This window comes from Pseudarthrobacter sp. ATCC 49987, from assembly GCF_009928425.1.
Lineage (GTDB): Bacteria > Actinomycetota > Actinomycetes > Actinomycetales > Micrococcaceae > Arthrobacter.
The window spans coordinates 3,278,222-3,299,695 of the sequence record NZ_JAABNS010000001.1 but is presented as its reverse complement, the minus strand read 5'-3'; the positions used below and the strand labels follow the sequence as shown (position 1 = coordinate 3,299,695).

19 protein-coding genes are annotated in these 21,474 nt (G+C 67.6%); 7 read left to right on the top strand and 12 right to left on the bottom strand.

Annotation, left to right across the window (positions count from 1 at the left end):
* Positions 1-159 precede the first annotated feature (159 nt).
* Positions 160-1,473 (bottom strand): isocitrate lyase, encoded by a 1,314-nt coding sequence (aceA, locus tag GXK59_RS15220; RefSeq protein WP_160668031.1) that lies wholly within the window; start codon positions 1,471-1,473, stop codon positions 160-162.
* A gap of 141 nt (positions 1,474-1,614) precedes the next feature.
* Here aceA and GXK59_RS15215 point away from each other — a divergent pair, with 141 nt between their 5' ends.
* The 4 genes from GXK59_RS15215 to GXK59_RS15200 all read left to right on the top strand — a co-directional run bounded on the left by GXK59_RS15215 (position 1,615) and on the right by GXK59_RS15200 (position 6,218).
* On the top strand, positions 1,615-3,123 hold the full coding sequence (locus tag GXK59_RS15215) for a helix-turn-helix transcriptional regulator (RefSeq protein ID WP_160668029.1): 1,509 nt from the start codon (positions 1,615-1,617) through the stop codon (positions 3,121-3,123).
* Between the two features lie 192 nt (positions 3,124-3,315).
* Positions 3,316-3,765, top strand: coding sequence for a hypothetical protein (locus GXK59_RS15210; protein ID WP_160668027.1), 450 nt, complete (start codon positions 3,316-3,318; stop codon positions 3,763-3,765).
* A gap of 67 nt (positions 3,766-3,832) precedes the next feature.
* Positions 3,833-4,354, top strand: coding sequence for a hypothetical protein (locus tag GXK59_RS15205; protein WP_237393912.1), 522 nt, complete (start codon positions 3,833-3,835; stop codon positions 4,352-4,354).
* 115 nt (positions 4,355-4,469) lie between these two features.
* Positions 4,470-6,218 (top strand): pyruvate dehydrogenase, encoded by a 1,749-nt coding sequence (locus tag GXK59_RS15200; protein WP_160668024.1) that lies wholly within the window; start codon positions 4,470-4,472, stop codon positions 6,216-6,218.
* A gap of 82 nt (positions 6,219-6,300) precedes the next feature.
* Here the strand turns inward: GXK59_RS15200 and GXK59_RS15195 are convergent, their stop codons facing one another.
* Entirely contained in the window at positions 6,301-7,170 is an 870-nt protein-coding gene (locus tag GXK59_RS15195; RefSeq protein WP_160668023.1) for a hydroxymethylpyrimidine/phosphomethylpyrimidine kinase, read from the bottom strand.
* A 142-nt stretch (positions 7,171-7,312) separates the two neighbouring features.
* Between GXK59_RS15195 and GXK59_RS15190 the strand changes: the two genes are divergently transcribed.
* Entirely contained in the window at positions 7,313-8,725 is a 1,413-nt protein-coding gene (locus tag GXK59_RS15190) for an MFS transporter (protein ID WP_160668021.1), read from the top strand.
* Between the two features lie 165 nt (positions 8,726-8,890).
* Here GXK59_RS15190 and GXK59_RS15185 read toward each other — a convergent pair whose 3' ends face one another.
* Together GXK59_RS15185 and GXK59_RS15180 are read right to left on the bottom strand one after the other, a co-directional pair.
* The gene (locus tag GXK59_RS15185; protein ID WP_160668019.1) at positions 8,891-9,673 is read right to left on the bottom strand and encodes an ABC transporter permease; all 783 of its coding nucleotides are present in this window, start codon (positions 9,671-9,673) and stop codon (positions 8,891-8,893) included.
* Positions 9,673-10,617 carry an ABC transporter ATP-binding protein gene (locus tag GXK59_RS15180; RefSeq protein ID WP_160668018.1) on the bottom strand — a complete coding sequence of 315 codons (945 nt, stop codon included), beginning with the start codon at positions 10,615-10,617 and terminating at the stop codon, positions 9,673-9,675. Before GXK59_RS15180 ends, GXK59_RS15185 begins: the two co-directional genes overlap by 1 nt.
* A gap of 81 nt (positions 10,618-10,698) precedes the next feature.
* On the opposite strand from GXK59_RS15180, the gene GXK59_RS15175 reads away from it, so the two are divergent.
* Positions 10,699-11,394 (top strand): queuosine precursor transporter, encoded by a 696-nt coding sequence (locus GXK59_RS15175; protein ID WP_160668016.1) that lies wholly within the window; start codon positions 10,699-10,701, stop codon positions 11,392-11,394.
* Here GXK59_RS15175 and tgt read toward each other — a convergent pair.
* The 5 genes from tgt to GXK59_RS15150 form a co-directional block, all read right to left on the bottom strand.
* The gene (gene tgt, locus GXK59_RS15170; RefSeq protein WP_443094291.1) at positions 11,391-12,665 is read right to left on the bottom strand and encodes a tRNA guanosine(34) transglycosylase Tgt; all 1,275 of its coding nucleotides are present in this window, start codon (positions 12,663-12,665) and stop codon (positions 11,391-11,393) included. The two genes, GXK59_RS15175 and tgt, sit on opposite strands and share 4 nt — an antisense overlap.
* Before the next feature lie 57 nt (positions 12,666-12,722).
* Positions 12,723-13,448 (bottom strand): SRPBCC domain-containing protein, encoded by a 726-nt coding sequence (locus GXK59_RS15165; RefSeq protein ID WP_160668013.1) that lies wholly within the window; start codon positions 13,446-13,448, stop codon positions 12,723-12,725.
* Positions 13,449-13,496: 48 nt separating this feature from the next.
* The gene (locus GXK59_RS15160; protein WP_160668011.1) at positions 13,497-14,519 is read right to left on the bottom strand and encodes a DUF6707 family protein; all 1,023 of its coding nucleotides are present in this window, start codon (positions 14,517-14,519) and stop codon (positions 13,497-13,499) included.
* 93 nt (positions 14,520-14,612) lie between these two features.
* On the bottom strand, positions 14,613-15,152 hold the full coding sequence (locus tag GXK59_RS15155) for an NUDIX hydrolase family protein (protein ID WP_160668010.1): 540 nt from the start codon (positions 15,150-15,152) through the stop codon (positions 14,613-14,615).
* A 43-nt stretch (positions 15,153-15,195) separates the two neighbouring features.
* Positions 15,196-15,972: a VOC family protein gene (locus GXK59_RS15150; protein ID WP_160668008.1), complete on the bottom strand. Its 777-nt coding sequence runs from the start codon at positions 15,970-15,972 to the stop codon at positions 15,196-15,198.
* Positions 15,973-16,063: 91 nt separating this feature from the next.
* Between GXK59_RS15150 and GXK59_RS15145 the strand changes: the two genes are divergently transcribed.
* On the top strand, positions 16,064-16,663 hold the full coding sequence (locus GXK59_RS15145; RefSeq protein WP_160668006.1) for a YdeI/OmpD-associated family protein: 600 nt from the start codon (positions 16,064-16,066) through the stop codon (positions 16,661-16,663).
* A gap of 44 nt (positions 16,664-16,707) precedes the next feature.
* Here the strand turns inward: GXK59_RS15145 and GXK59_RS15140 are convergent, their stop codons facing one another.
* The 3 genes from GXK59_RS15140 to GXK59_RS15130 form a co-directional block, all read right to left on the bottom strand.
* Positions 16,708-18,615: a glycogen debranching N-terminal domain-containing protein gene (locus tag GXK59_RS15140; RefSeq protein ID WP_160668004.1), complete on the bottom strand. Its 1,908-nt coding sequence runs from the start codon at positions 18,613-18,615 to the stop codon at positions 16,708-16,710.
* Between the two features lie 91 nt (positions 18,616-18,706).
* Positions 18,707-19,882: an ABC transporter ATP-binding protein gene (locus GXK59_RS15135; RefSeq protein WP_202129140.1), complete on the bottom strand. Its 1,176-nt coding sequence runs from the start codon at positions 19,880-19,882 to the stop codon at positions 18,707-18,709.
* Positions 19,879-21,471, bottom strand: coding sequence for an ABC transporter permease (locus GXK59_RS15130; RefSeq protein ID WP_202129139.1), 1,593 nt, complete (start codon positions 21,469-21,471; stop codon positions 19,879-19,881). Before GXK59_RS15130 ends, GXK59_RS15135 begins: the two co-directional genes overlap by 4 nt.
* Between the last annotated feature and the right edge of the window lie 3 nt (positions 21,472-21,474).

Below are 21,474 nucleotides of genomic sequence, written 5' to 3'. Positions count from 1 at the left end.
GGTGACGTGCGCTGGAGACGGCGGGCCGGATGCTCCGGAAGCGTGCGTAAAGGGGCCCCATTGCCGCCCCGCCAAAGTGGGTAGTGGCGAAGGCGGCAATGGGGAATAGCACGCGGAGGAGTGTTCGGTCCGCTGGCGGAGTTGCCGCCGTCGGAAGTGTTAGTGGAACTGGCCTTCTTCGGTGGATCCCACCAGGGCCAGGGTGGATGCGTTCGGGTTGAGCGCGGTTGCGATGTCGTCGAAGTAGCCGGTGCCGACTTCGCGCTGGTGCTTGGTCGCGGTGTAGCCGCGGGATTCGGAGGCGAATTCCTTCTCCTGCAGTTCGACGTAGGCGCTCATGCCTTCACGGGCGTAACCATGGGCGAGGTCGAACATCGAGTAGTTCAGGGCGTGGAAGCCGGCCAGGGTGATGAACTGGAAGGTGAAGCCCATCGCGCCGAGTTCGCGCTGGAACTTGGCGATCGTGGCGTCGTCGAGGTGCTTCTTCCAGTTGAACGACGGCGAGCAGTTGTAGGAGAGCATCTGGTCCGGGAAGTCGGCCTTGACGGCTTCGGCGAACTTGCGGGCCAGCTCCAGGTCCGGGGTGCCCGTTTCCATCCAGATGAGGTCGGAGTACGGGGCGTAGGCCTTGGCGCGGGCGATGCAGGGTTCGATGCCGTTGCGGACCTTGTAGAAGCCCTCTGCGGTGCGCTCGCCGGTGACAAATTCCTTGTCGCGGTCGTCGACGTCGGAGGTGATCAGGGTGGCGGCCTCGGCGTCGGTGCGGGCAATGATGACGGACGGGGTGCCCGCAACGTCGGCTGCCAGGCGGGCCGCGTTCAGGGTGCGGACGTGCTGCTGGCTGGGGATCAGGACCTTGCCGCCGAGGTGGCCGCACTTCTTTTCCGAGGCGAGCTGGTCTTCCCAGTGCACGCCCGAGGCGCCGGCCTGGATCATGGACTTCATCAGCTCGTAGGCGTTGAGCGGGCCGCCGAAGCCGGCCTCGGCGTCGGCGACGATCGGGACCATCCAGTCCTCGACGGTCTGGATGCCCTCGGAGAACTCGATCTGGTCGGCGCGGAGCAGGGCGTTGTTGATGCGGCGGACCACGGTGGGCACCGAGTTGGCCGGGTACAGGGACTGGTCCGGGTAGGTGTGGCCGGAGTTGTTGGCATCGGCGGCAACCTGCCAGCCGGAAAGGTAGATGGCGCGGAGTCCGGCCTTGACCTGCTGCACGGCCTGGTTGCCGGTCAGGGCACCCAGGGCGTTGGTGTACTTGCCTTCCTGGTGTTCCGTGGTGAGCTGCTTCCACAGCTTCTCGGAACCGCGGCGGGCCAGGGTGTGTTCTTCGGAGACGCGGCCGCGGAGGCGGACGACGTCGGAGGCCTTGTAGTCCCGGGTGACACCTTCCCAGCGCGGGTTGGCGGCCCACTCGAGCTCCAGCGCGGCGGCCTGCTCTTCGGGCGTCTGGGTGGGCTCAAATGCTGCAGTCATCTTTGTCTCCTTAGTGGGGCCCGGGCCGGTGTTACTGCTTCCTCGCAGTGCGACAGGATGATCCGGTGCGGTGTAACTTTTCCGTAAGACCTACTTTTCTGTAGTTTCAAGGGGCTTTCTAGACCAAGAAGGTGGAAAGAAATGCACTTCTTCGCGTATTCTCAAGAAATGCACCCCGCCAGTTGGAACCGCCCCGCATCCGCCGCCTCGCCTGCCGTCCCGGAGGTGGACGTCATCAGCATGGGCCGCCGCGTCCGTCACCTCCGCAAGGCCGCCGGTCTCACGCTCGATGACCTGAGCGCCACGGTGGGAACTGCCCCCAGCCAGCTGAGCCTGATCGAGAACGGCAAGCGCGAGCCTAAACTCGGCCTGCTCCAGCAGCTCGCCGCGGCCCTCGGCGTCAGCATCGACGAACTGCTCGGCGCGGAGCCGCCCAACCGCCGCGCCGCCCTGGAGATTGAGTTGGAGCGCTACCAGCGGAGCCCGATCTACGAGTCCCTCAAGCTGCCCAAGATCCGCATCAGTTCGCGGCTCCCGATGGACGTGCTGGAGTCCATGGTGGGTCTGCAGCACGAGCTGGAACGCCGGCTCAACGAGCAGGTTGCGACGCCGGAAGAGGCCCGCCGCGCGAACGGTGAACTGCGCGCCATGATGCGCGAACGGAACAACTACTTCCCGGAGTACGAGGCGGAGGCGCAGAAGGTCCTCGCCTCCGTGGGGCACACCAGCGGCCCGCTGTCCCATCACGTCATCGCTGACATCGCCGGGCATCTCGGGTTCAGCCTGCACCATGTGGGCGACCTGCCGCATTCCACCCGTTCGGTGACCGATCTTAAGAACCGCCGGATTTACCTCACGCAGAATGCGCGCAGCGATCACGACCCGCGTTCGGTGCTGCTGCAGGCGCTGGGCCACTACGTGCTGGGCCACCAGACCCCGACGAACTACGGTGACTTCCTGATGCAGCGGGTGGCCACGAACTACTTCGCCGCCGCGCTCCTGCTGCCGGAGCAGGCCACCGTGGAGTTCCTGCAGAAGGCCAAGCAGGCCAGGGAAATCGCAGTGGAGGACATCCGGGACGCCTTCGCCGTGTCGTATGAGACCGCCGCGCACCGCTTCACCAACCTCGCCACCCAGCACCTGGACCTGCGGACACACTTCCAGAAGACCCACAAAAGCGGCATCATCTACAAGGCCTATGAGAACGACGGCGTGACGTTCCCGCAGGACCACACCGGCGCCATCGAGGGCCAGCCGTCCTGCAAGAACTGGACCTCCCGTGTGGTGTTCGACGTGCCGGACAAGTTCAGCGCTTACAACCAGTACACCGATACCCCGGCGGGGACCTTTTGGTGCACGGCGCGGACGGAACGCTCCGCCAACGGTGAGTTCTCGCTTTCCGTGGGTGTCCCTTACGCCCAGGTGAAGTGGTTCCGGGGCCGCGACACCACCGAGCGGTCCAAGTCGACCTGCCCGGATGAAAGCTGCTGCCGGCGCCCTCCGGCGGCCCTGACCTCGGAGTGGGCCGGCAACGCCTGGCCGTCCGCGCGGGCGCATTCGCACCTGCTCGCCGCGATGCCGCCGGGCGCGTTCCCCGGCGTGGACGAGACCGAGGTCTACAGCTTCCTGCAGGCGCACTCGGGCAGCTGATCCGGGCGTGTTCCTGCCGCCCAGGACCCAAGTCGCCGGAGACCCTCCACTTCGCCGGAAATCCCGCGAAGTGGAGAGTTTCCGGCGAACTCGGCGCCTTAGTGCTTGGGGTGTGCTGCGCCGGCCAGCCGGCCCGGGCACGCCGGGGACAACTACCCATCGCGGCGACTTCACTTCCCGCATACGATGACCGTGGACCGGTCGGTCCGTTTCTGGGGGAAAAAGACCTATCACATGCCGTTGTTGAACGCTGCCACTTACTTGCCACAAATTAAACCGCCTATCCGGCCGGGGGCGTTGAGCACGGCAGTTGCGTACCTGGCCGCCGTCGTACTCGTCGCCGCGGGCCTGATCGCCGGGGCGGTACCTGCCAACGCGGCGACCTACACCTTCAAGGGCGCGGTATCGGGAAAACTCACGGCTGCTGCGGCGCCGTCGGCTCTTGGAAGCGTATGGGTCGGGGCGTATTCGAATGACTCGTCGGCCGCCTACGTGGCAGGCGCATGGTCTGCGGCCGACGGTACCTATAGCTTCACCGTTCCGGCTGCGGGCAGCTACAAACTCTGGATCACTTGCGGGAGCGGCGAGTGCTCTAATACGTATGCGGCCGAGTGGTACAACAATCACTGTCAGCGTCCATAACGGGACACTCGAGCCCTACTACGGGCAGGCCTCCGTGACAGTAGTTGCCGGCACGCTGACTGCGCCCGTGCCGACCACCACGGGCACGGCGAAGGTCGGTCAGAAGCTGACGGCCAATCCGGGGGTCTGGGGTCCGGCTCCGGTGACGCTGGCGTACCAGTGGTTCCGCAGCGGCGTGGCGATCACGGGGGCTACTGCGGCTACGTATGACCTTGCGGCGGCGGATCTGGCCAAGACGATCACGGTCCGGGTGACCGGGTCCAAGGCCGGGTTCACGACGGCGGCCAAGACCTCCGCGGCGACGGTAACCGTTGTAGTTGGCACCCTGACCGGGCCGACACCCACGATCACCGGAACCAAGACCGTGGGGAGCATTCTGACAGCGACCCCCGGCGCTTGGGGCCCCTCGCCGGTAACCCTCAAATACCAGTGGTACCGCGGCACCACAGCAATCACCGGCGCAACGGCCCAGACCTACACGCTGGTCGCGGCCGACAAGGGAAGCGCCCTCAAAGTCCGGGTGACCGGTAGCAAGACCGGTTACACAAGCCTGAGCCGGGACTCGGCGCTGACAGCCGCCATCGGCTGATCCGTGCTGCGGACATCCGGCGGACGCGTTAGCAGCGGGACTGGGAAGCGTTCCAAGGTGTGCGGACTATATTGGCCCTGTCAGCTCATCAACCTGATCCCGGGAGTGTGCACTCATGGCCAAGGAACTCGCCACCCAGCTCGTTGAACAACTCCAGGCTGCCGGCGTGCAGCGCATCTACGGGATTGTCGGCGACAGCCTTAACCCAATAGTCGACGCCGTCCGGAAATCGGGCGGCGCCGCAAAGGGCGGCATCGATTGGATCCACGTCCGGCATGAAGAGGCCGCCGCGTTCGCGGCGGCCGCAGAGGCCCAGCTGACCGGCCGTCTGGCGGTCTGCGCCGGCTCCTGCGGGCCGGGAAACCTGCACCTGATCAACGGGCTGTATGACGCCAACCGCTCCGGAGCCCCGGTGCTGGCCATCGCCTCGCACATCCCCAGCAAACAGATTGGCAGCAGCTTCTTCCAGGAGACACACCCGGACCGGTTGTTCAACGAGTGCTCGGTCTATTCCGAGCTGGTCAGCACCGCCGAACAGGCCCCCCGGGTCATGCACAGCGCCATCCAGCACGCCGTCGCCCTCCGGGGCGTCGCCGTCGTCACCCTTCCCGGTGACATCGCCGGGCTGGACGCAACCGCGGAGGCTCCCTTGCCGGCAACGTTTGTGCCGGCCAGCCTGGTGCCGGCAGCGGAGAGTGTCCGGGATCTGGCTGAGGCGATCAACGCCGCGGACAAAGTGGCGATCTTTGCGGGTGCCGGCGTCCAAGGCGCCCACGACGAGGTCATTGCCCTCGCGGAAGCCGTCAACGCACCGATCGGGCATTCGCTGCGCGGCAAGGACTTCATGCAGTACGACAACCCGTACGACATCGGCATGACGGGGCTGCTGGGCTACGGCGCTGCCGCCGAAGGGATCGAGGACGCGGACCTGCTGATCCTGCTCGGCACCGACTTCCCCTACGACCAGTTTCTCCCCGGAACCCGCACGGCGCAGGTGGACCGGGCCGCACAGAAACTGGGCCGGCGGACCGACGTCGACGTCGCGGTCCACGGCGACGTGCTGCCCACCCTGGCGGCGCTGATGCCGCTGCTGAAGCCGAAGAAGAGCCGCCGCTTCCTCGATGCGATGCTCAAAAAGCATGACCGGCTGATGAACAAAGCCGTCGGCGCCTACACGCGCAAGGTGGAAACCAAAGAGCCGATCCACCCCGAATATGCGGCCTCGGTCCTGGACCAGGTTGCGGCGAAGGACGCGATCTTCACCGCTGATACCGGCATGTGCAACGTCTGGACCGCCCGGTACATCAACCCGCTCGGGACCCGCCGGCTGATCGGCTCGTATCTGCACGGCTCCATGGCGAACGCGCTGCCGCATGCGATCGGCGCCCAACTGGCCTTCCCCGGGCGCCAGGTGGTGTCGGTGTCGGGCGACGGCGGGCTGTCCATGTTGCTGGGGGAGTTGATCACCGTGGCGGCGCACCGGCTCCCGGTCAACGTGGTGGTGTTCAACAACTCCACCCTGGGCATGGTCAAGCTGGAGATGCTGGTGGACGGGCTCCCGGACTTCGGCGTGGACGTCCCCGATGCCAACTATGCCGCGGTGGCCCGGGCCCTGGGATTCCACGCGGTCCGCGTCACGGACCCGTCCCGCATCGAGGCCGCCTACCGGGAGGCGTTTGCCCATCCGGGGCCCTCCCTGGTGGAACTGATCACCGATCCCAAGGCGCTCTCCCTCCCTCCGAAGATCAAGGGCGCGCAGATCCTCGGGTTCGCCACGGCGATGTCCAAAGTGGTGCTTAACCGGGGCGCGGGCGAGGCCGTGAGCATGGCGCGCAGCAACCTCCGCAACATCCCGCGGCGCTGACGGAACCTCGGGTTCGCCGGACACTCCCGGGTTCGCCGAACTTCCCGCGAACCCGCAGGTTTCCGGCGAACTGGGCGAATGGTTAGCGCGGGCCGCCCTGCCAGAGCGCATCGAACGGCGCGCCCGAGGCCACCCGGTTGCGGATACCGGCGGTCACAAACGTCTTGGCGGTGCGGGCGGCCGCCAGCGGCGTCGCGCCCTTGGCCAGTTCCGCTGTCACGGCGGCGGCCAGCGAGCAGCCGGCGCCGGAGACAGCCACTTCGCCCACCTTCGGGGCGGACAGGACCTCCAGCGTCCCGCCGTCGTAGTAGACGTCGACGGCGTCGGGCCCGGCCAGGCGCACTCCGCCCTTGGCGAGCACCGCGGCGCCGCTGAGTTCGTGGATGCGGACGGCGGCGGCCTTGAGCGATTCGAGGTCGGTGATCCTAAGACCCGAGAGTGATTCGGCCTCGAAGTGGTTCGGCGTGACGAACGTGGCCAACGGCAGGATCTGCGCCTTGAGCGCCTGGTCGGTGTCCAGCGCGTGTCCTGGTTCCTGGCCCTTGCAGATCAGCACGGGATCCAGCACCACGTTGGTGAAGGCGGCAGCGGCCAGCGCCGTGGCGACGGTTGAAATCGTCGCCGGGCTGCCCAGCATCCCGATCTTGACGGTGTCCAGCACGGAGGGTGCGCCGGACGCGGCGCCGTACGCCGCCGTCGTCGCCTCGAGCTGGTCGGCGATGGCCTGCTGTTCGACCGGGACGAAGCGGTGGTTCCAGTTGTCCTTCGGATCGAAGGAAACGATGCAGGTCAGGTTCGCGATGCCGAAGACGCCCAGTTCTTGGAAGGTCTTCAGGTCAGCCTGCGCACCGGCGCCGCCGGTTGCTTCGGAGCCGGCGATGGTCAGGGCGACGGCGGGAATGGCGGCGTCGGAAGCCGCCCGGGCGGCGGAGTCAAAGGCGGTGGAAGTCATGGTCCCATCCTGCCACCCACCGGAATCTGCCCGCATTGTGCGTATGACCAATATGAACAAAACCCGGGTGTTCCGCATCACCAGGACTACGGTGGCGGACGGTGTTGCTTTCTTGCGGCGCCGGATCCAGGAAGGTTCATTGATGAGCACCCAGCTGTCCGAATCGGCACAGACGAGAAAAGCCGTAAGCAACATCCTCAAAGGATCTGCCGGCAACCTTGTGGAGTGGTACGACGTCTACGTCTACACCGCGTTTGCGGCATATTTCCAGTCGCACTTCTTCAACGCCACTGACGATCTTCAGGCCGGTCTCGAGGCGATGGCCGTCTTCTCGACCTCGTTCCTCATGCGGCCGGTCGGCGCTTGGTTCTTCGGCCGCTACGCCGACCGCAAGGGCCGCAAGGCGGCGCTGACGCTCAGCGTGACAATGATGTCCGCGGGTTCCTTCGCGATCGCCATCCTGCCCACGCAGCAGCAGATCGGCGTCTGGGCCCTGATCCTGCTGGTTCTGGTGCGGTTGATCCAGGGCTTCTCCGTGGGCGGCGAATACGGCACCAGCGCCACCTACATGTCCGAGGCCGCCACCTCCAAGCGCCGGGGCTTCTTCTCGAGCTTCCAGTACGTCACGCTGATCGGCGGCCAGATGCTGGCCTTGCTGGTCCTCGTTATCCTGCAGAACGCCATGCCCAAGGGGGAGCTGACCGAGTGGGGCTGGCGCATCCCGTTCGCAATCGGCGGCGCCGCCGCGCTCGTAGTCCTGTGGCTGCGGCGCTCAATGGAGGAGACCGTCTCGGCCGAACAGGTCGAGGCCGCAAAGGCTCCCGCCGTGGCAGGCGTTGCCCAGCCGGGCACCATGAAGCTGCTGTTCACCCAGTACTGGAAGCCGCTGCTCATCTGCATCGGCGTCACCCTCGGCGGCACCGTTGCGTTTTACACGTACACCAACTTCCTTCTGAAGTTCATGAACGATACCTCCGGCATCGCCAAGACCGACACCTCGGTGATCAACTTCTGGGCGCTGTTCATCTTCATGCTGCTCCAGCCCGTCTACGGCATCATCTCGGACAAGGTCGGGCGCAAGCCGCTTCTGCTGTGGTTCGGCATCACCGGTGTCCTGTTCACCTGGCCCTTGCTCTCCACCCTGGCCGGCACCAAGGACCCCTTCACCGCGTTCCTGCTGATGATGGGCGGCCTGCTGATCGTCGGCGGCTACACGTCCATCAACGCCCTGGTGAAGGCCGAGCTTTTCCCGGCGTCCATCCGCGCCCTCGGGGTGGGCCTGGGCTACGCGATCGCCAACTCGCTCTTTGGCGGAACGGTCCCGCTGATCGGCGCCGCATTCCAGAAGGCCGAGCGCGTGGACCTGTTCTTCACCTACGTCACCGTGGCGATCGCCATCTCGCTGGTGGTCTACATCTTCGCCCTGAAGAACAAGAAGTCCACCCACCTGGACCAAGAGCAGGGCCACGCCTGGGAGCCTGCTGCTTCCCCGGCTCTGCCTGGCGACGGTCGGAAGGACGACGACAAGGACCTGGTCGACGCTGAGCGCCGCTAAGGCCACCCCGCGGTGAAGACCGCGGAAGGGAAGAACGACGGCGGGCCGCCGGCTACGGAACGTGCGTTCCGGAAGCCGGCGGCCCGCCGTCGTCGTTATTAACTTCGCGGCCGTCAGCCGCGGGCCAGCGGAGTGGAACGCCCAGCGGCGACCGATCGGCCCTGGCTACTGGGCATTGTCAGCGAACCGCAGTTGCAGGATCGTGGCGGCCACACCGGTCATGAACGTCCCCGCGAGCACCACGTAGCTGCCCGCCGGAAGCGAGCCGACCGGGTCTGCCACCACGCCGACCAGCAGCGGGACGATCGAGTAGGGGAACCACTCCGCCCAGCCGGTCCTGCCGAACAGATTTCCCAGTGCCAGCATCACAAGCGCGAAGGCGATGGGGGCCACTTCCCCGCGGCTCCACACGGCGATCCAGGCGACCACGGGCGCGAGCAGGAACGAGATCGCAGAAGCGAGCAGCACGTTCGCGACTCCCCTCGCGGCCAGCTCCGCCGAGAACCCCGGCAGCCCCATCGCCAGTCCGATCACCATAGCCTCAGCGAGGACGACGACGATCAGCGCCATCCACCACACTGCTGCCACCCCCAGCTTGGCGACAGCGAACCAGTGACGCGCCACGGGCAGCGCGAGCAGGTTCTTCGCGGTGGCATCACGGTACTCCCGGCCAAACAGGTAGGCGACGATGAACGCCAGCAGCAGCATCCCGCCGACGCCGAAGACCAGCGTCAGCATGTAGAAGTATTCGGGCCACGTCGCCTCGAGCCCTACCACGCTGGCTTTGGTGCCCAGAAGCCCCAACTGGGCCGCCCGCTCCGGTTCCCGCACGATCCACATAAACAAAGCGATGCCGGGCGGCATCATCGCCAGCACCGCCAGCGTGCCCCACGTGACTTTGGCGCGGCGGAGCTTCATGAACTCGGTGGCGAGAACCTGGCCTAACATCAGGCGCCGCCGTCGTTGGATTCATCGTCCGTGCGCGCGAGGAAGTAGCGCTCCAGATCCAGCGTCAGCCGCGCCTGCTCACGCTCTTCCTGCGTGTAGGCGTCGGCCGCGAAGGCGCGTGCCTCCGCGGCGAGTTCGTCGCGCGATGCCTCCTCGACGAGGCGGCCGTGGTGGACGATGCCGATACGGTCTGCCAGGTGGGCAACTTCGGCGAGGATGTGGCTCGACATGAACACGGTGACTCCGCGCTCGTCTGCGAGCGAACGGAGCAGTTCGCGGATCTCTACGATTCCGGCCGGATCCAGCGCGTTGGCGGGCTCGTCGAGCACGAGCAGTTCGGGGGAGTGCAGCAGGGCGCGGGCGAGCGCGAGGCGCTGCTTGTTGCCGAGCGAGAGCGTCCCGGCGCGCCGGTCGGCGTACGGATCGAGGCGCAGCAGCCCGATCGAGTCAGCGACCGTTCGCGGCGGCGAACCAGTGAGGCGGCGCTGGATGTCGAGATTCTCGCGCACTGTGAGGTTGGGGTAGGCGGTGGCCGTTTCGACGAGGAAGCCGATGTGCGAAAACACGCTCATCTCGCCGGGCACGATGCGCCGGCCAAGGACTGTCACCTCCCCGCCGCTCGGGCGAACGAGGCCCAGCAGCATGCGGATGGCCGTCGTTTTACCCGCCCCGTTCCTGCCGAGGAACCCGTAGATCTCGCCCCGGCGGACGTCGAGGTCGAGCGAGTCCACCGCGGTGACGTCACCGTACCGCTTGGTGAGTGCGCGGGTGGAAACCGCGGTGTCAGGCACTGTCGTCCTCCATGGCCCCCATCCTGCCACCACGCCCGGAGCGGACACAGTGCAGGAGTGCCATGTTGCGGGACCCGGTGGCACCGCGGTCCGCTGCCGGTACGGGGTGAGAGAATGGAGGGCGGTTCCGGCGGTCAGCCCGTCAGGAGCCATCCAGTGCTAATATAGCCGGCTGCCGAGACGACCTCCCCGGAGGATCCGGGAGCCATGCGAACCACTATGAATGGAACACCCATGCCTTCCGCCAAGACACTCCCGGCCGCAGCACCGCCAAAGTTCGCCTCGATCGGTTCCCCCTACTTCGGCATCCTGCTGGCCGTCATGGCCGTGGTGCTGATCCTGTCCAACATCGGTGCATCGAAGGGGGTGGCGATCGGCCCGGTCATCACCGACGGCGGCTTCTTCCTCTTCCCCCTGGCCTACATCCTGGGTGACGTCATCAGCGAGGTCTACGGATTCAAGGTGGCGCGCAAGGCCATCATCACCACCTTCGCGCTCTCGGTCTTCGCGTCCCTCTGCTACTGGATCATCATCGCCTTGCCCGGTTTTGACGACGAGTTCGGCGTTTCCAAGCAGACCGCGCTGGAAGGCGCACTGGGCCCGGTGCCGCAGATAGTGCTCGCCTCACTGCTGGCGTTCCTTGCCGGGCAGACCATCAATGCCTGGATCCTGGTGAAGATGAAGGCACGCACGAGAGAAAAGTCACTCTGGGCGCGCATCATGGGTTCCTCCGTGGCCGGCGAGTTTGTGGACACCCTGATCTTCTGCAGCATCGCGGCTTCCGTGATCGGGATTACCGACGCCGCGATGTTCGTCAACTATGTCGCTGTGGGCTTCCTCTACAAGACCCTCGTGGAATTCCTCTTTGTCCCGGTCACCGCGGCCGCGATCGGCTGGATCAAGAAGCGCGAACCGAGCTACGGGGCCTAGGAGTAGTACCGGCCCAGGGTCTCGGCCTTGAACTCGAAGAAGGTGCCGGCCTCGATGGCCAGCCGGGCGTCGTCGACCATCTTCACCACGAAGCGCTCGTTGTGGATCGAGATCAGGGTGGCCGAGACCATTTCCTTGGCCTTAAACAGGTGGTGGATGTAGGCCCGCGAGTAGTTCAGGCAGGCGTAGCAGTCGCAGCCGTCCTGCAGCGGGCCGAAGTCGCGCTTGTACATGGCGCCGGAGAGGTTGTACCGGCCGGTGGGGTGGTAGAACGCCGAGTTGCGGGCGACCCGGGTGGGGGAGACACAGTCGAAGGTGTCCGCGCCGTTCTCGATCGCCGTGAAGATGTCGTCCGGTTCGGAGATGCCGAGCAGGTGCCGGGGCTTGTTCTCCGGCAGTTCCTCGTTGCACCACCTCACGATCGTGCCCAGGTTCTCCTTCTCCAGCGCCCCGCCGATGCCGAAGCCGTCGAAGTTCATGGCGCCGAGATCCCGGCAGGCCTTGCGGCGCAGGTCCTCGTACTGGGCACCCTGGATCACGCCGAAGAGCGCCTGGTACGGTTTCCCGGCACGCTCGTCCGTGAGCCGGAAGTGCTCGGTGATGCAGCGCTCGGCCCAGCGGCGGGTGCGCTCCAGTGACTCCTCCTGGTAGTCGCGGGAGTTCTGCAGCGTGGTGAGCTCGTCGAAGGCGAACATGATGTCCGCGCCGATCTGGTGCTGGACGTTCATGGAGATCTCCGGGCTGAAGCGGTGCCGGTCGCCGTTGAGGTGGCTCTTGAACCACACGCCTTCCTCGTCCACGTGGGCCAGGCGTTCCTTGCCGGGGGCGACGGCGTCGTCGGGTCCCGAATGGTCGACCGATTTCATGTCGATGACCTTCTTGAACCCGGAGCCCAGGCTCATCACCTGGAACCCGCCGGAGTCGGTGAACGTGGGGCCGCGCCAGTTCATGAAGTCGCCCAGCCCGCCGGCCTCGTCCAGGATGTCCGCGCCGGGCTGCAGGTACAGGTGGTAGGCGTTGGCCAGTACGGCCTGTGCGCCCAGCTCGGCGACGGATTCCGGCAGTACCGATTTGACCGTGGCCTTGGTGCCGACGGCGATGAACGCAGGGGTCTGGATCTCGCCGTGCGGAGTGGTGATGGTGCCGGTGCGGCCGAGGAACTCCCCGCCGTTGGCGCTGACCTGGGCCTCCGACGGTGAACAGCTTTCGCTCAGGCGTTTGCCCACTCGGAAGGAAAACTCGGACTGCCGGGCCGGCAGGAGTGATGACACAGGTGATTCAGGAATGGCTGGCACCGTTCAAGTGTGCCAGCTAACAGCGTCCAACCCTTAGTGCAGTGGATCGGATGTGGGGTAGTTCTCAGCCCGCCACTCGTCCCAGTACTTGCGGATGGACTCCAGCTGGTGCGCCCCGAGGCCGTAGGTGGAGACGATGACCAGGGATCCGCCTTCAGGCCGGATGTCCTTGATGGCCGGCTGGTCCGCCACGATCACCAGGCCCTCTCCGTGCTCCGCGTAAGGGTGGACTGTGAGGCCCACCTGATGGTTGCTGCGGAACCAGACCTTTCCGGAGACTTCCTCGCCCGTGGCCAAGGTGAGCGAGTACGGCTCGCCGGGCTTGGGAACGTCCGATAGGCCCAGCTTTTCAATGGCGGACCCCTCGTTCCCGGGAACGGAGAAGAAGAAGGTTCGGCGCTTGCCGTGCGGATGCCGTTCGAGGGCGAAGCGGAGCTGCTGGATAAAGGTCAGCCAGCCCTGAGTAATGTCCTCGTCCCAGGCGGCCCATTCGGAATTGTGGTCCACCGCGGCCCGCGTGACGCTGACCTCCGTGCCGGACGGGACCGGTTTCAAGGTGAACACGTCCCCGCCATCGACCACGAGCGAGGTGTGGTCGGCGCCTTCGATCACATTGGGGCTGAAGTAGATTTCATTGATCTCGGCCGCCTGGTCATCGGCTTCCCAGCCGTGCCACTGGGCAACCTTGGCGGGTTCGCGCAGCATCGTCCAAACCTGCTGCGCGTCGGAGTTGATCACAACGCTCAGATTGTTCGTCATGGGCTGAATTTACAACGCCCGGCCGGAAGGGGGTAGGGGCCAAACGCCTCAGGACCGGACGGACTCGAGTTCGTTGCCGATCCGGCGGTCCAGCTCCGGGGCGCCGATGGTTTCCGATCCGCCGTGGGCGCGCAGGAAGAGCAGCGCCTCGAGCCGCAGGAGCCGCCACTCGCGTTCCGCATCCGGGTTCGAGTTGTCCATCGCGCGGAAGATTTCCTTGTCATACAGGTTCGGTTCGTTGAGCGAGCGCTGCCGGACCTTGGCATTGATCCGCGCCTTGAACTGATCCGTCTCCATGGAATCGGGGGCGCGGAGGAACTTCTCGTAGACCGCGGCGCGTTCCTCCTGTCCCAGCTGGCGGCAGATGTAGCTGGACAGGGCCAGCGAGGCCTCCACCGACGTCCAGCGGCCGCGGTTTCCGTCGAAGGGCAACACGTTGAGCAGGTCGGCAACGGCAAGGGCGTTTTCGGCGTCCTTGAGGACAATGAAGAGTTCCTGGGCGAGGTCGCTGAGGTCCTTGAGGCAACTCCCGGACTTCGTGTTGATCCCCTTGGCGAGGCGTTCGCTGAGCAGCAGCACTCCCACCGAGCTCGGGTGCGCCTCGGCCACAGCCTCCACGACGGACTCGGGCGTGCCCTCGAGGGCCGGGATCAGCCCCAGGTCCTCGTCGCTGGGGCCGCTCACCACGGGCGGAACGGACGGAAAGGGAGGGACGACGACGGCGGGAGCGGCGCCGTCGTCCTCGCCGTCCCGGTCCTGCCTGCTTCCGCCGCCCTCATCCGCGTCCGGTTCGACGAGCTGCAGGGGGGAGCCGGCGTCCTCGGCCGGGAGTTCCCCGGCCTCGGCGGCAGCCTCCAGGATCAGGACGGTCGAGGCGGCGGCGATCCGGAGTCCGCCGCCACCGGTGAGGGTCGCCAGGACCATGGCAGGCGTGCCGAAATCGTCGGTTTCGACGTCCACACGCTGGATTTCGGCTGAGCGGTTGCCGTCGGGCAGAAGCAGATGATCGCCGCTTTGCAGAGATCCAGCCTGTTGTTCGATGTAGTTCGGGGCGGCCGGGGGGTGGGTCATCTGGAGTCCTTAAAGTCTTTTGCGGTCCGCCCAACAGTCTACAAAGGCGCGCGTGGGCAGCCAGCGGAAGTCAGTTTCCGCAGCCTCCTGCGGTCAGTTCCCGACGCCGGCGAACGCCAGCGCCTGGCGGATCAGGGCACCGCGGCCGCCACTGAATTCCAGCTGGACATCGGAGCTCATGACTTCCTGCGGGGTCATCCAGGTCAGTTCCAACGCGTCCTGCCGCGGGGAGCATTCGCCGGTGACCGGGATGATGTACGCCAGTGCGACGGCGTGCTGGCGGTCGTCGGTGAACCCCGTGTGGGACGGGGACGGGAAGTATTCGGCCACCGTGAACGGCACCGGGCTGATGGGCAGCTGCGGGAAGGCCAGCGGGCCGAGGTCCTTCTCCATGTGGCGCAGCAGGGCCGCCCGGATGGTCTCGCGGTACAGCACCCGGCCGGAAACCAGCGAACGGACCATCGTGCCGTCCTCGTCGGCCTGCAGCAGCGTGCCGACCTCGTTCACAAACCCGAGCGGATCCAGCCGGACCGGGACGGCCTCGACGTAGACCATGGGCAACCGGCCGCGCGCCTCGAACAAATCATCGTCGGAGAGCCAGCCGGGGTTCGGGTCAGGAGTGCGAACGTTCATGGTTAAGTTCTACCCCATCCCCGCCGTTAGGACGTGGTCACGCTCACCCGGCAGCCGGTGCCGCGGAGATCCAGAGCGGTGGGTGGGAGGCCATGCCGTCCGCGTCGGGGTTGGCCACATGCAGGGTGGGGATGGCGGCTTCCTCGATGACCGCGGCCTCGTGCCCCGCCTCGATCAGGCGTTCGCGGAGGGCGTCAAAGTCGCCGTCGTATTCGAAGCCCAGGCCGGCACGCCCGGCACCGGTCCCTGCGCCGACCATGAGGACCCCGCCGTTTTTCGCCGTGAACGTTTCCGATTCGACAGTGTCGGCGGCGCCCGCGCCACTATCCGCGACCGGACGGGGCCGGGCACCGATATCGCGCAGGGTTTGGGCCGCCGCCACGGCGTCTTCGGAGAACCAGACTTCGACGACGGCGATGCCCGGGTCCGCTTCCGCCGACCCCACCCAGCTGCCGTCGGCGGCGCGCGCGGCCGGGTCGGCGAGGAAAGTGAATCCGTCCGCAGCGGTGACGCGGCAGGAAGGCCCGTGGTCCGCCTCGATGAGTTCCGCGGAGGTCCCGGCAGCCGTTGTGCCTGCGGCCGTCCCGGCCTCCTCGGTCCGCCTGGCGAATTCCTTCAGGTCGCCCACCTCGACGCCGAAGGAGGTGGTGCCATCCTCAGCCGAGCCCTGTTCGACGAAGCGGAGGGCGAGGCGGCCGGAGCCGGCGTCGAGCTCCCGCCACGTGGGCTCGTCGACGGTCTTGACCATGCCCAAGTCGGTTAGCAGCCGCTCCCAAGCATCAAGGCGGGAGGTGAAATGGATCGGGCGGACACGCAGCATCGTTGCTCCTGTAGGTTGTGACGGGATCCGGCTCTCAGGGATATCGTGCCACCAAACAGCGCTTTTGGTCAGTACGGAGCAGAATGGGGCCATGGCCGTTGAACTTGAGGAACTGCTGGTGAGGGACTCTGTCCAGTGGCGCGCCTGGCTGGAGCAGCACCACGCGCAGAGCCCCGGCGTGTGGCTGGTGCTGCACAAGAAGGGCGGCACGGTGACGGAGCTCGACTACGGGGCCGCCCTGCAGGAGGCCCTGTGTTTCGGCTGGATCGACGGCCAGGGGCGGCGCCGCGACGAGGGCAGTTCCTTCCAGCGGATGACCCGCCGGGGCCCGAAGAGTGTGTGGTCCGCCCGGAATGTCGAGCGCATCGCCCGCCTCGAGGCGGCGGGCAGGATGGCTCCCGCGGGCCGCGCCGCCGTCGAGAGCGCCAAAGCCGACGGCCGCTGGGAGGCTGCCTACTCCGGCGCCGCGGCAGCGGAAGTGCCCGGGGACCTCGCCGCGGCCATCGCGTCCGAGCCGCGGGCGCAGGCAATGTTCGAGGTCCTGACCTCCGTCAACAGGTACGCCCTGATCTACCGGACCAATGCGGTCAAACAAGCCGCTACGAGGGAGCGGAAGATCGCGGGCTTCGTCGAAATGCTCGCCCGGCACGAAACGCCGTACCCGCAGGCCAAACGGCCGCCCGGCCCGTGACCGGCCCAGGCCTGGCGCTCCCGTCCCGGAGCAACAGGGACGAGCTAAAACCCGACGCCCATGGCCTGGGCGATCACCACGGCAGACGCTGAGGACCACGCCTGCGGACGGCACGACGCCGGATACGGCACCGCGTGCTTCGCTTCCCCGGCCGTGATCCCGGCAAAGAGTTCCGGCAGGCGGTGCCCGAACGAACCGGACGCGGCCAGCAGGCCCTCGGCGATGGTCCGGGCTTCGACGGTGAAGCCCTCCGCGAGCAGCCCCCGGACCGCGATCGCGGTGTCGTGGCTCCAGACCGAGCCGCAGTGGTAGCTGAACGGCCAGAATCCGGCGGCGCGCCGGGAGAGTGTGTGGACGCCATAGCCGGAGAACAGCTCGGGGCCCAGCAGGCGGTCCGCCACGAGCCGGGCTTCGGACGCGTCCAGGATTCCGGTGCCGAGCAGATGCCCCATGTTGGAGCCGGGGATGTCCAGGGGATCGCCGTGCCCGTCGAGGGCCATGGCGGGGAAGGGGCCGCCGTCGTCCTCGACCCAGAAGCGTTCGCGGAAGTCCTGTTGCAGCGCCTCGGCAAAGTCCCGCAGCGCCTGGCCACCGGGTTCGCCGTAGGCGTCGAAGAGATCGGCCGTGTCCACGGCGGCCTGGTAGGCGTAGCCCTGCACTTCGGACAGCGCGATCGGGCCGTCGGCCAGGCGGCCGTCGCGGAACTGCATGGCGTCCTGGGAATCCTTCCAGCCCTGGTTGCTGAGACCGTGGCCGGTAGTGTCCTGGTAGCTGAGGAACCCGCCGTTTGCGCGTCCGGGCGCACCCCGTGCGGCCAGCAGCCAGTCGGCCCCCCGGGCCGCGTTGGGCAGGAGCGAGCGGACCGCGGCGTCGTCCAGCCCGGCCTGGCCAAGTTCGGCCAGCAGGCACAGCCACAGCGGGGTGGAATCCACGGCGCCGTAGTACACCGGGGGCAGGCGCAGGCCCTGGCTCTCCAGCACCAGCTCCTTGGACCGGAGCTCGTGCAGGATCTTGCCGGGTTCCTCGGCGGCGTCGGGATCGTTCCTGTTGCCCTGGAAGGCGGCCAGGGTGCGCAGCGTTCCGGCGGCGAGCCCGGCATCGAGCGGCAGCAGCAGCCGCGCGGCCCACAGCGAGTCGCGTCCGAACAGGGTGAAATACCAGGGCGCCCCGGCGGCGGCGAACGGCGCGTCGGGCAGCTTCCGGGTGGCGAGGCGGAGGCCGGCGAGCTCATCGAGCGCGTTGTCCAGCAGCAGGCCCAGGGCGCCGGACGGTTCGGCCCGGACCCGGCGCGAGGCGGGCGGGCGGGCTGCCACAACCGCGTCCTCGCTGTCAGCCAGCACTGCCTGCCACTCCGCTTCGAACGGACGACCCCGGCCCGCCGTGCCGCGCCAGAGGAGCCGTTCGCCGGCGGCGAAGCTCCCGGGGGCGGCGACAGTCAGGGCCCGTCCGCCGTCGCGCCAGCGCAGCGTGGAATCGTCCGCGGAGAACGGTGCGCCGGGCTCCCGGAAGCGGCTGAGGCGGATGGCGGCCAGATCGGTGAAGTCGGCGGCGAGCTGGATGTCGATTTCCACGTCGAGGGCTTCCAAGGAGGTACGCAGCTGCAGGGAGTGCCGGACGACGCCGGGCGTGACTGTCCAGGTCTGGAGAAGTTCGACGGCGGGGTCCTCCGTGGGCCCCGGGATGCCACGGACCAGTCCACGCACCCGCAGCACACCGCCGGGCTCCGCCTCGACCGTGGCGGGCTCCGGCTCGAGGCCGTTCACCCGAACCTCTGCCCGGCACAGCATCCGCGTGTCCCCGTGCAGCAGGCCCGTGAACCAGCCGCCGCCCGCACCGCCGGACGCGTCCGAGGTGCGGGGTCCGCTGGACAGCCGCCCCTCGGCATCGAGCCACAACTGGGTGGGGGCGGCAACCGAGCAGTGCTGGCGGTGGAGTGCTGGCTGGACAGTCATGCGCCCCACCCTATGCCGGGTGACGGACCGTCTCAACGGGCACCGCGGGGCCCCGCGTGATGGAGCAGGAGGGGCGAGGGACTGTCCCTGACTACGCCGGCGGCAGGTCTTCCATCGGGAAGGCCACCGCTTCGCCGACGACGCGGAGGCACAGTTCGGTGCCGGGCCGGGCGATCGAGGCGTTCCAGTGCCGGATGGTGATGATCTCGCCGCCGCCGGGGTAGCGGGGGTCGGCTACAGCGCCTTCCGCGAGGACCGGCGGGACGGCGAGCTTGAGCCGCACCGTGGTTTCAGGCCCGAAGTAGTCGGTGTCCACCACAACGCCGCGGATGGGTCCGTCCTCGGCGATCCGGATCTGCTCCGGGCGCAGCATGAGCTGGACCCGGCCCTGCGCTGGCGGCCGGCGGACAGGGATGCCGCCCAGGGAGCAGGTGGCGAGCGAGCCTTCCATCCAGGCATCGAGGATGACGGCGTCGCCCAGGAATTCGGCGGTGGCGCGGTCCGCTGGGCGGGTGTAGACGATGAACGGGTTGCCGATCTGCGCCAGCCGTCCGCCGCGCATCACCGCCACCTGGTCCGCAAATGAGAGCGCCTCGCCCTGGTCGTGCGTGACCAGGATGGTGGTGACGCCGGCGTCCTGGAGCACCTTGCCCACCGCCCGGCGGGTGGCCACGCGCAGGCCCGCGTCCAGGGCGGAGAACGGCTCGTCCAACAGCATCAGTTCCGGCTCGCGGGCGAGGGCACGGGCCAGGGCCACACGCTGCTGCTGCCCGCCGGAGAGCTCGTGCGGGCGCCGCTTGGCCATGGCCGGGTCCAGGGAGACCATGTCCAGCAGTTCCGCCACCCGGTCGTTCACACCACGGTGCCCGCCGGGGAGCTTGCCGGCGTCGAGCCCGAAGGAGATGTTCTGACCGACGCTCAGGTGCGGGAACAGGGCGCCGTCCTGCGCCACGTAGCCCACGTGGCGCTTGTGCGCCGGGACCCAGACGCCGTCGCCCGCCACCTTGGCGCCGTCGAGCGAAATGCTGCCCGTGTCCGGGTGTTCAAAACCGGCGATCAGCCGCAGCAGCGTGGTCTTGCCGGAGCCGGAAGGTCCCACGATCGCCGTCGTGCCGCCCTTCGCCACCGAGAGGTTGACGCCCTTGAGCACGGCCTGGGCGCCGAAGTTCTTGGTGACGGCGTCGATTTGCAGGTGGCTGTTGGTGCTGGTGGCCACGGACGCGGCGATCCGCGGTTCCGGGAGCCGGGAGGGGCTGTAGTCGGTCACTGTCCCGCTGCTTTCTTGGACTGCTGGAAGAGGAGGTAGGTCATCGGTGCCGAAATCAGGATCATCAGCAGGGCGTACGGCGCCGCCCCGGCGTAGTCGATTTCGCTGCTCTTGCTCCAGAACTCGGTGGCGAGCGTCCTGGTGCCGTTGGGGGAGAGCAGGAGTGTTGCCGTCAGTTCGTTCACGATCGCCAGGAACACCAGCGCGGCACCGCCCGCGGCGGCCGGGGCGGTGAGCCGCAGCGTGACCCGGAGGAAGGCCAGCAGCGGCGGCTTGCCGAGTGCCTGGGCGGCCTCATCGAGTTCCTTCGGCGCCTGGGCCAGGCCGGAACGGATGTTCACCAGCGCCCGCGGCAGGAACAGCAGCACGTAGGCCGCGATCAGCAGTGCCGAGGTCTGGTAGAGGTTGGGTGCGGCCTTGATGCTGACCGTCACGAACGCCAGGCCCACCACGATTCCCGGCATGGAGCTCGTGATGTAGTTGGAGAGCTCCAGGGCCTTGCTGAACCAGCTGGGGTGCCGCACGGCCAGGTACGCCATCGGAAACGCGACCACGGTGGTGGCCAGGGCGCCGGCCAGGCCGTACGTGAGGGTCTGCAGCAGGGCGGGCAGGAACTCGTCCGCCGCCCAGATTTCCGGGCCGCCGGAGAAGATCCAGCGCAGCACGAAGGTCAGCGGAAGCCCGAAAGCCAGCGCGGTCAGCGCGATCAGGAACAGCTGGGCCGGGAGCTGGTAGGCGCGCAGCGGAAGCCGCAGGGCGCGGGCCTGGGCGCCGGAGCCAACTCTGGCGTACCGGGCACTGCCGCGGCTGCGCACTTCAACCAGCAGCAGGATCAGGCAGAGGAACACGAGCACACTGGCCAGCATGTTCCCGGCGGTGCCGTTGAAGGTGGACTGGTACTGCACCATGATCGCGGTGGTGAAGGTGTCGAAGCGGATCATCGCGAAGGCGCCGTATTCAGCCAGGAGATGCAGGGACACGAGCAGCGCGCCGCCGGTCATCGCGATCCGCAGCTGCGGCAGCACCACGCGGAAGAAGGCGCGCCAGGCGCCGAGGCCCAGGGACGCGGCGGACTGTTCGATGGCCGGGTCCAGCCGGCTGAGCGTGGCGGCGGCCGGAATGTAGACGAGCGGGAAATAGGACAGCGTGGCGATCAGCACGCCGGACCACAAGCCCTCGAGCGACGGCACCGCGGAGACCCACGCGTAGCTGTTGACGAAGGCCGGGATGGCCAGGGGGGCCGCGAGCAGCACTGCCCACCACTTGTGCCCCTTGAGATGCGTGCGTTCCACCAGCCACGCGCCGCCCACGCCGAGGATGAGGCACAGCGGCACGGTGACCAGCATCAGGAGCACCGTGTTCAGCAGCAGTACGCCGACGCGTTCCCGGAAGATCAGCTCCACGGCGGTGTCCCAGCCGGTGGCCACCGTCATGACAATGACGTAGCCCAGCGGAATCAGTGCGAAGAGGGCGATCAGGACCGCCAGGACCGCTATTACAGAAACGCCGAAAGGCGGGCGGGGGCGCTTGCCCCGACCCGCCGTCGTCGTGCTCCCCGGTGTTTCGGGAGCCGCCAGCTTGGTTGTCACGTG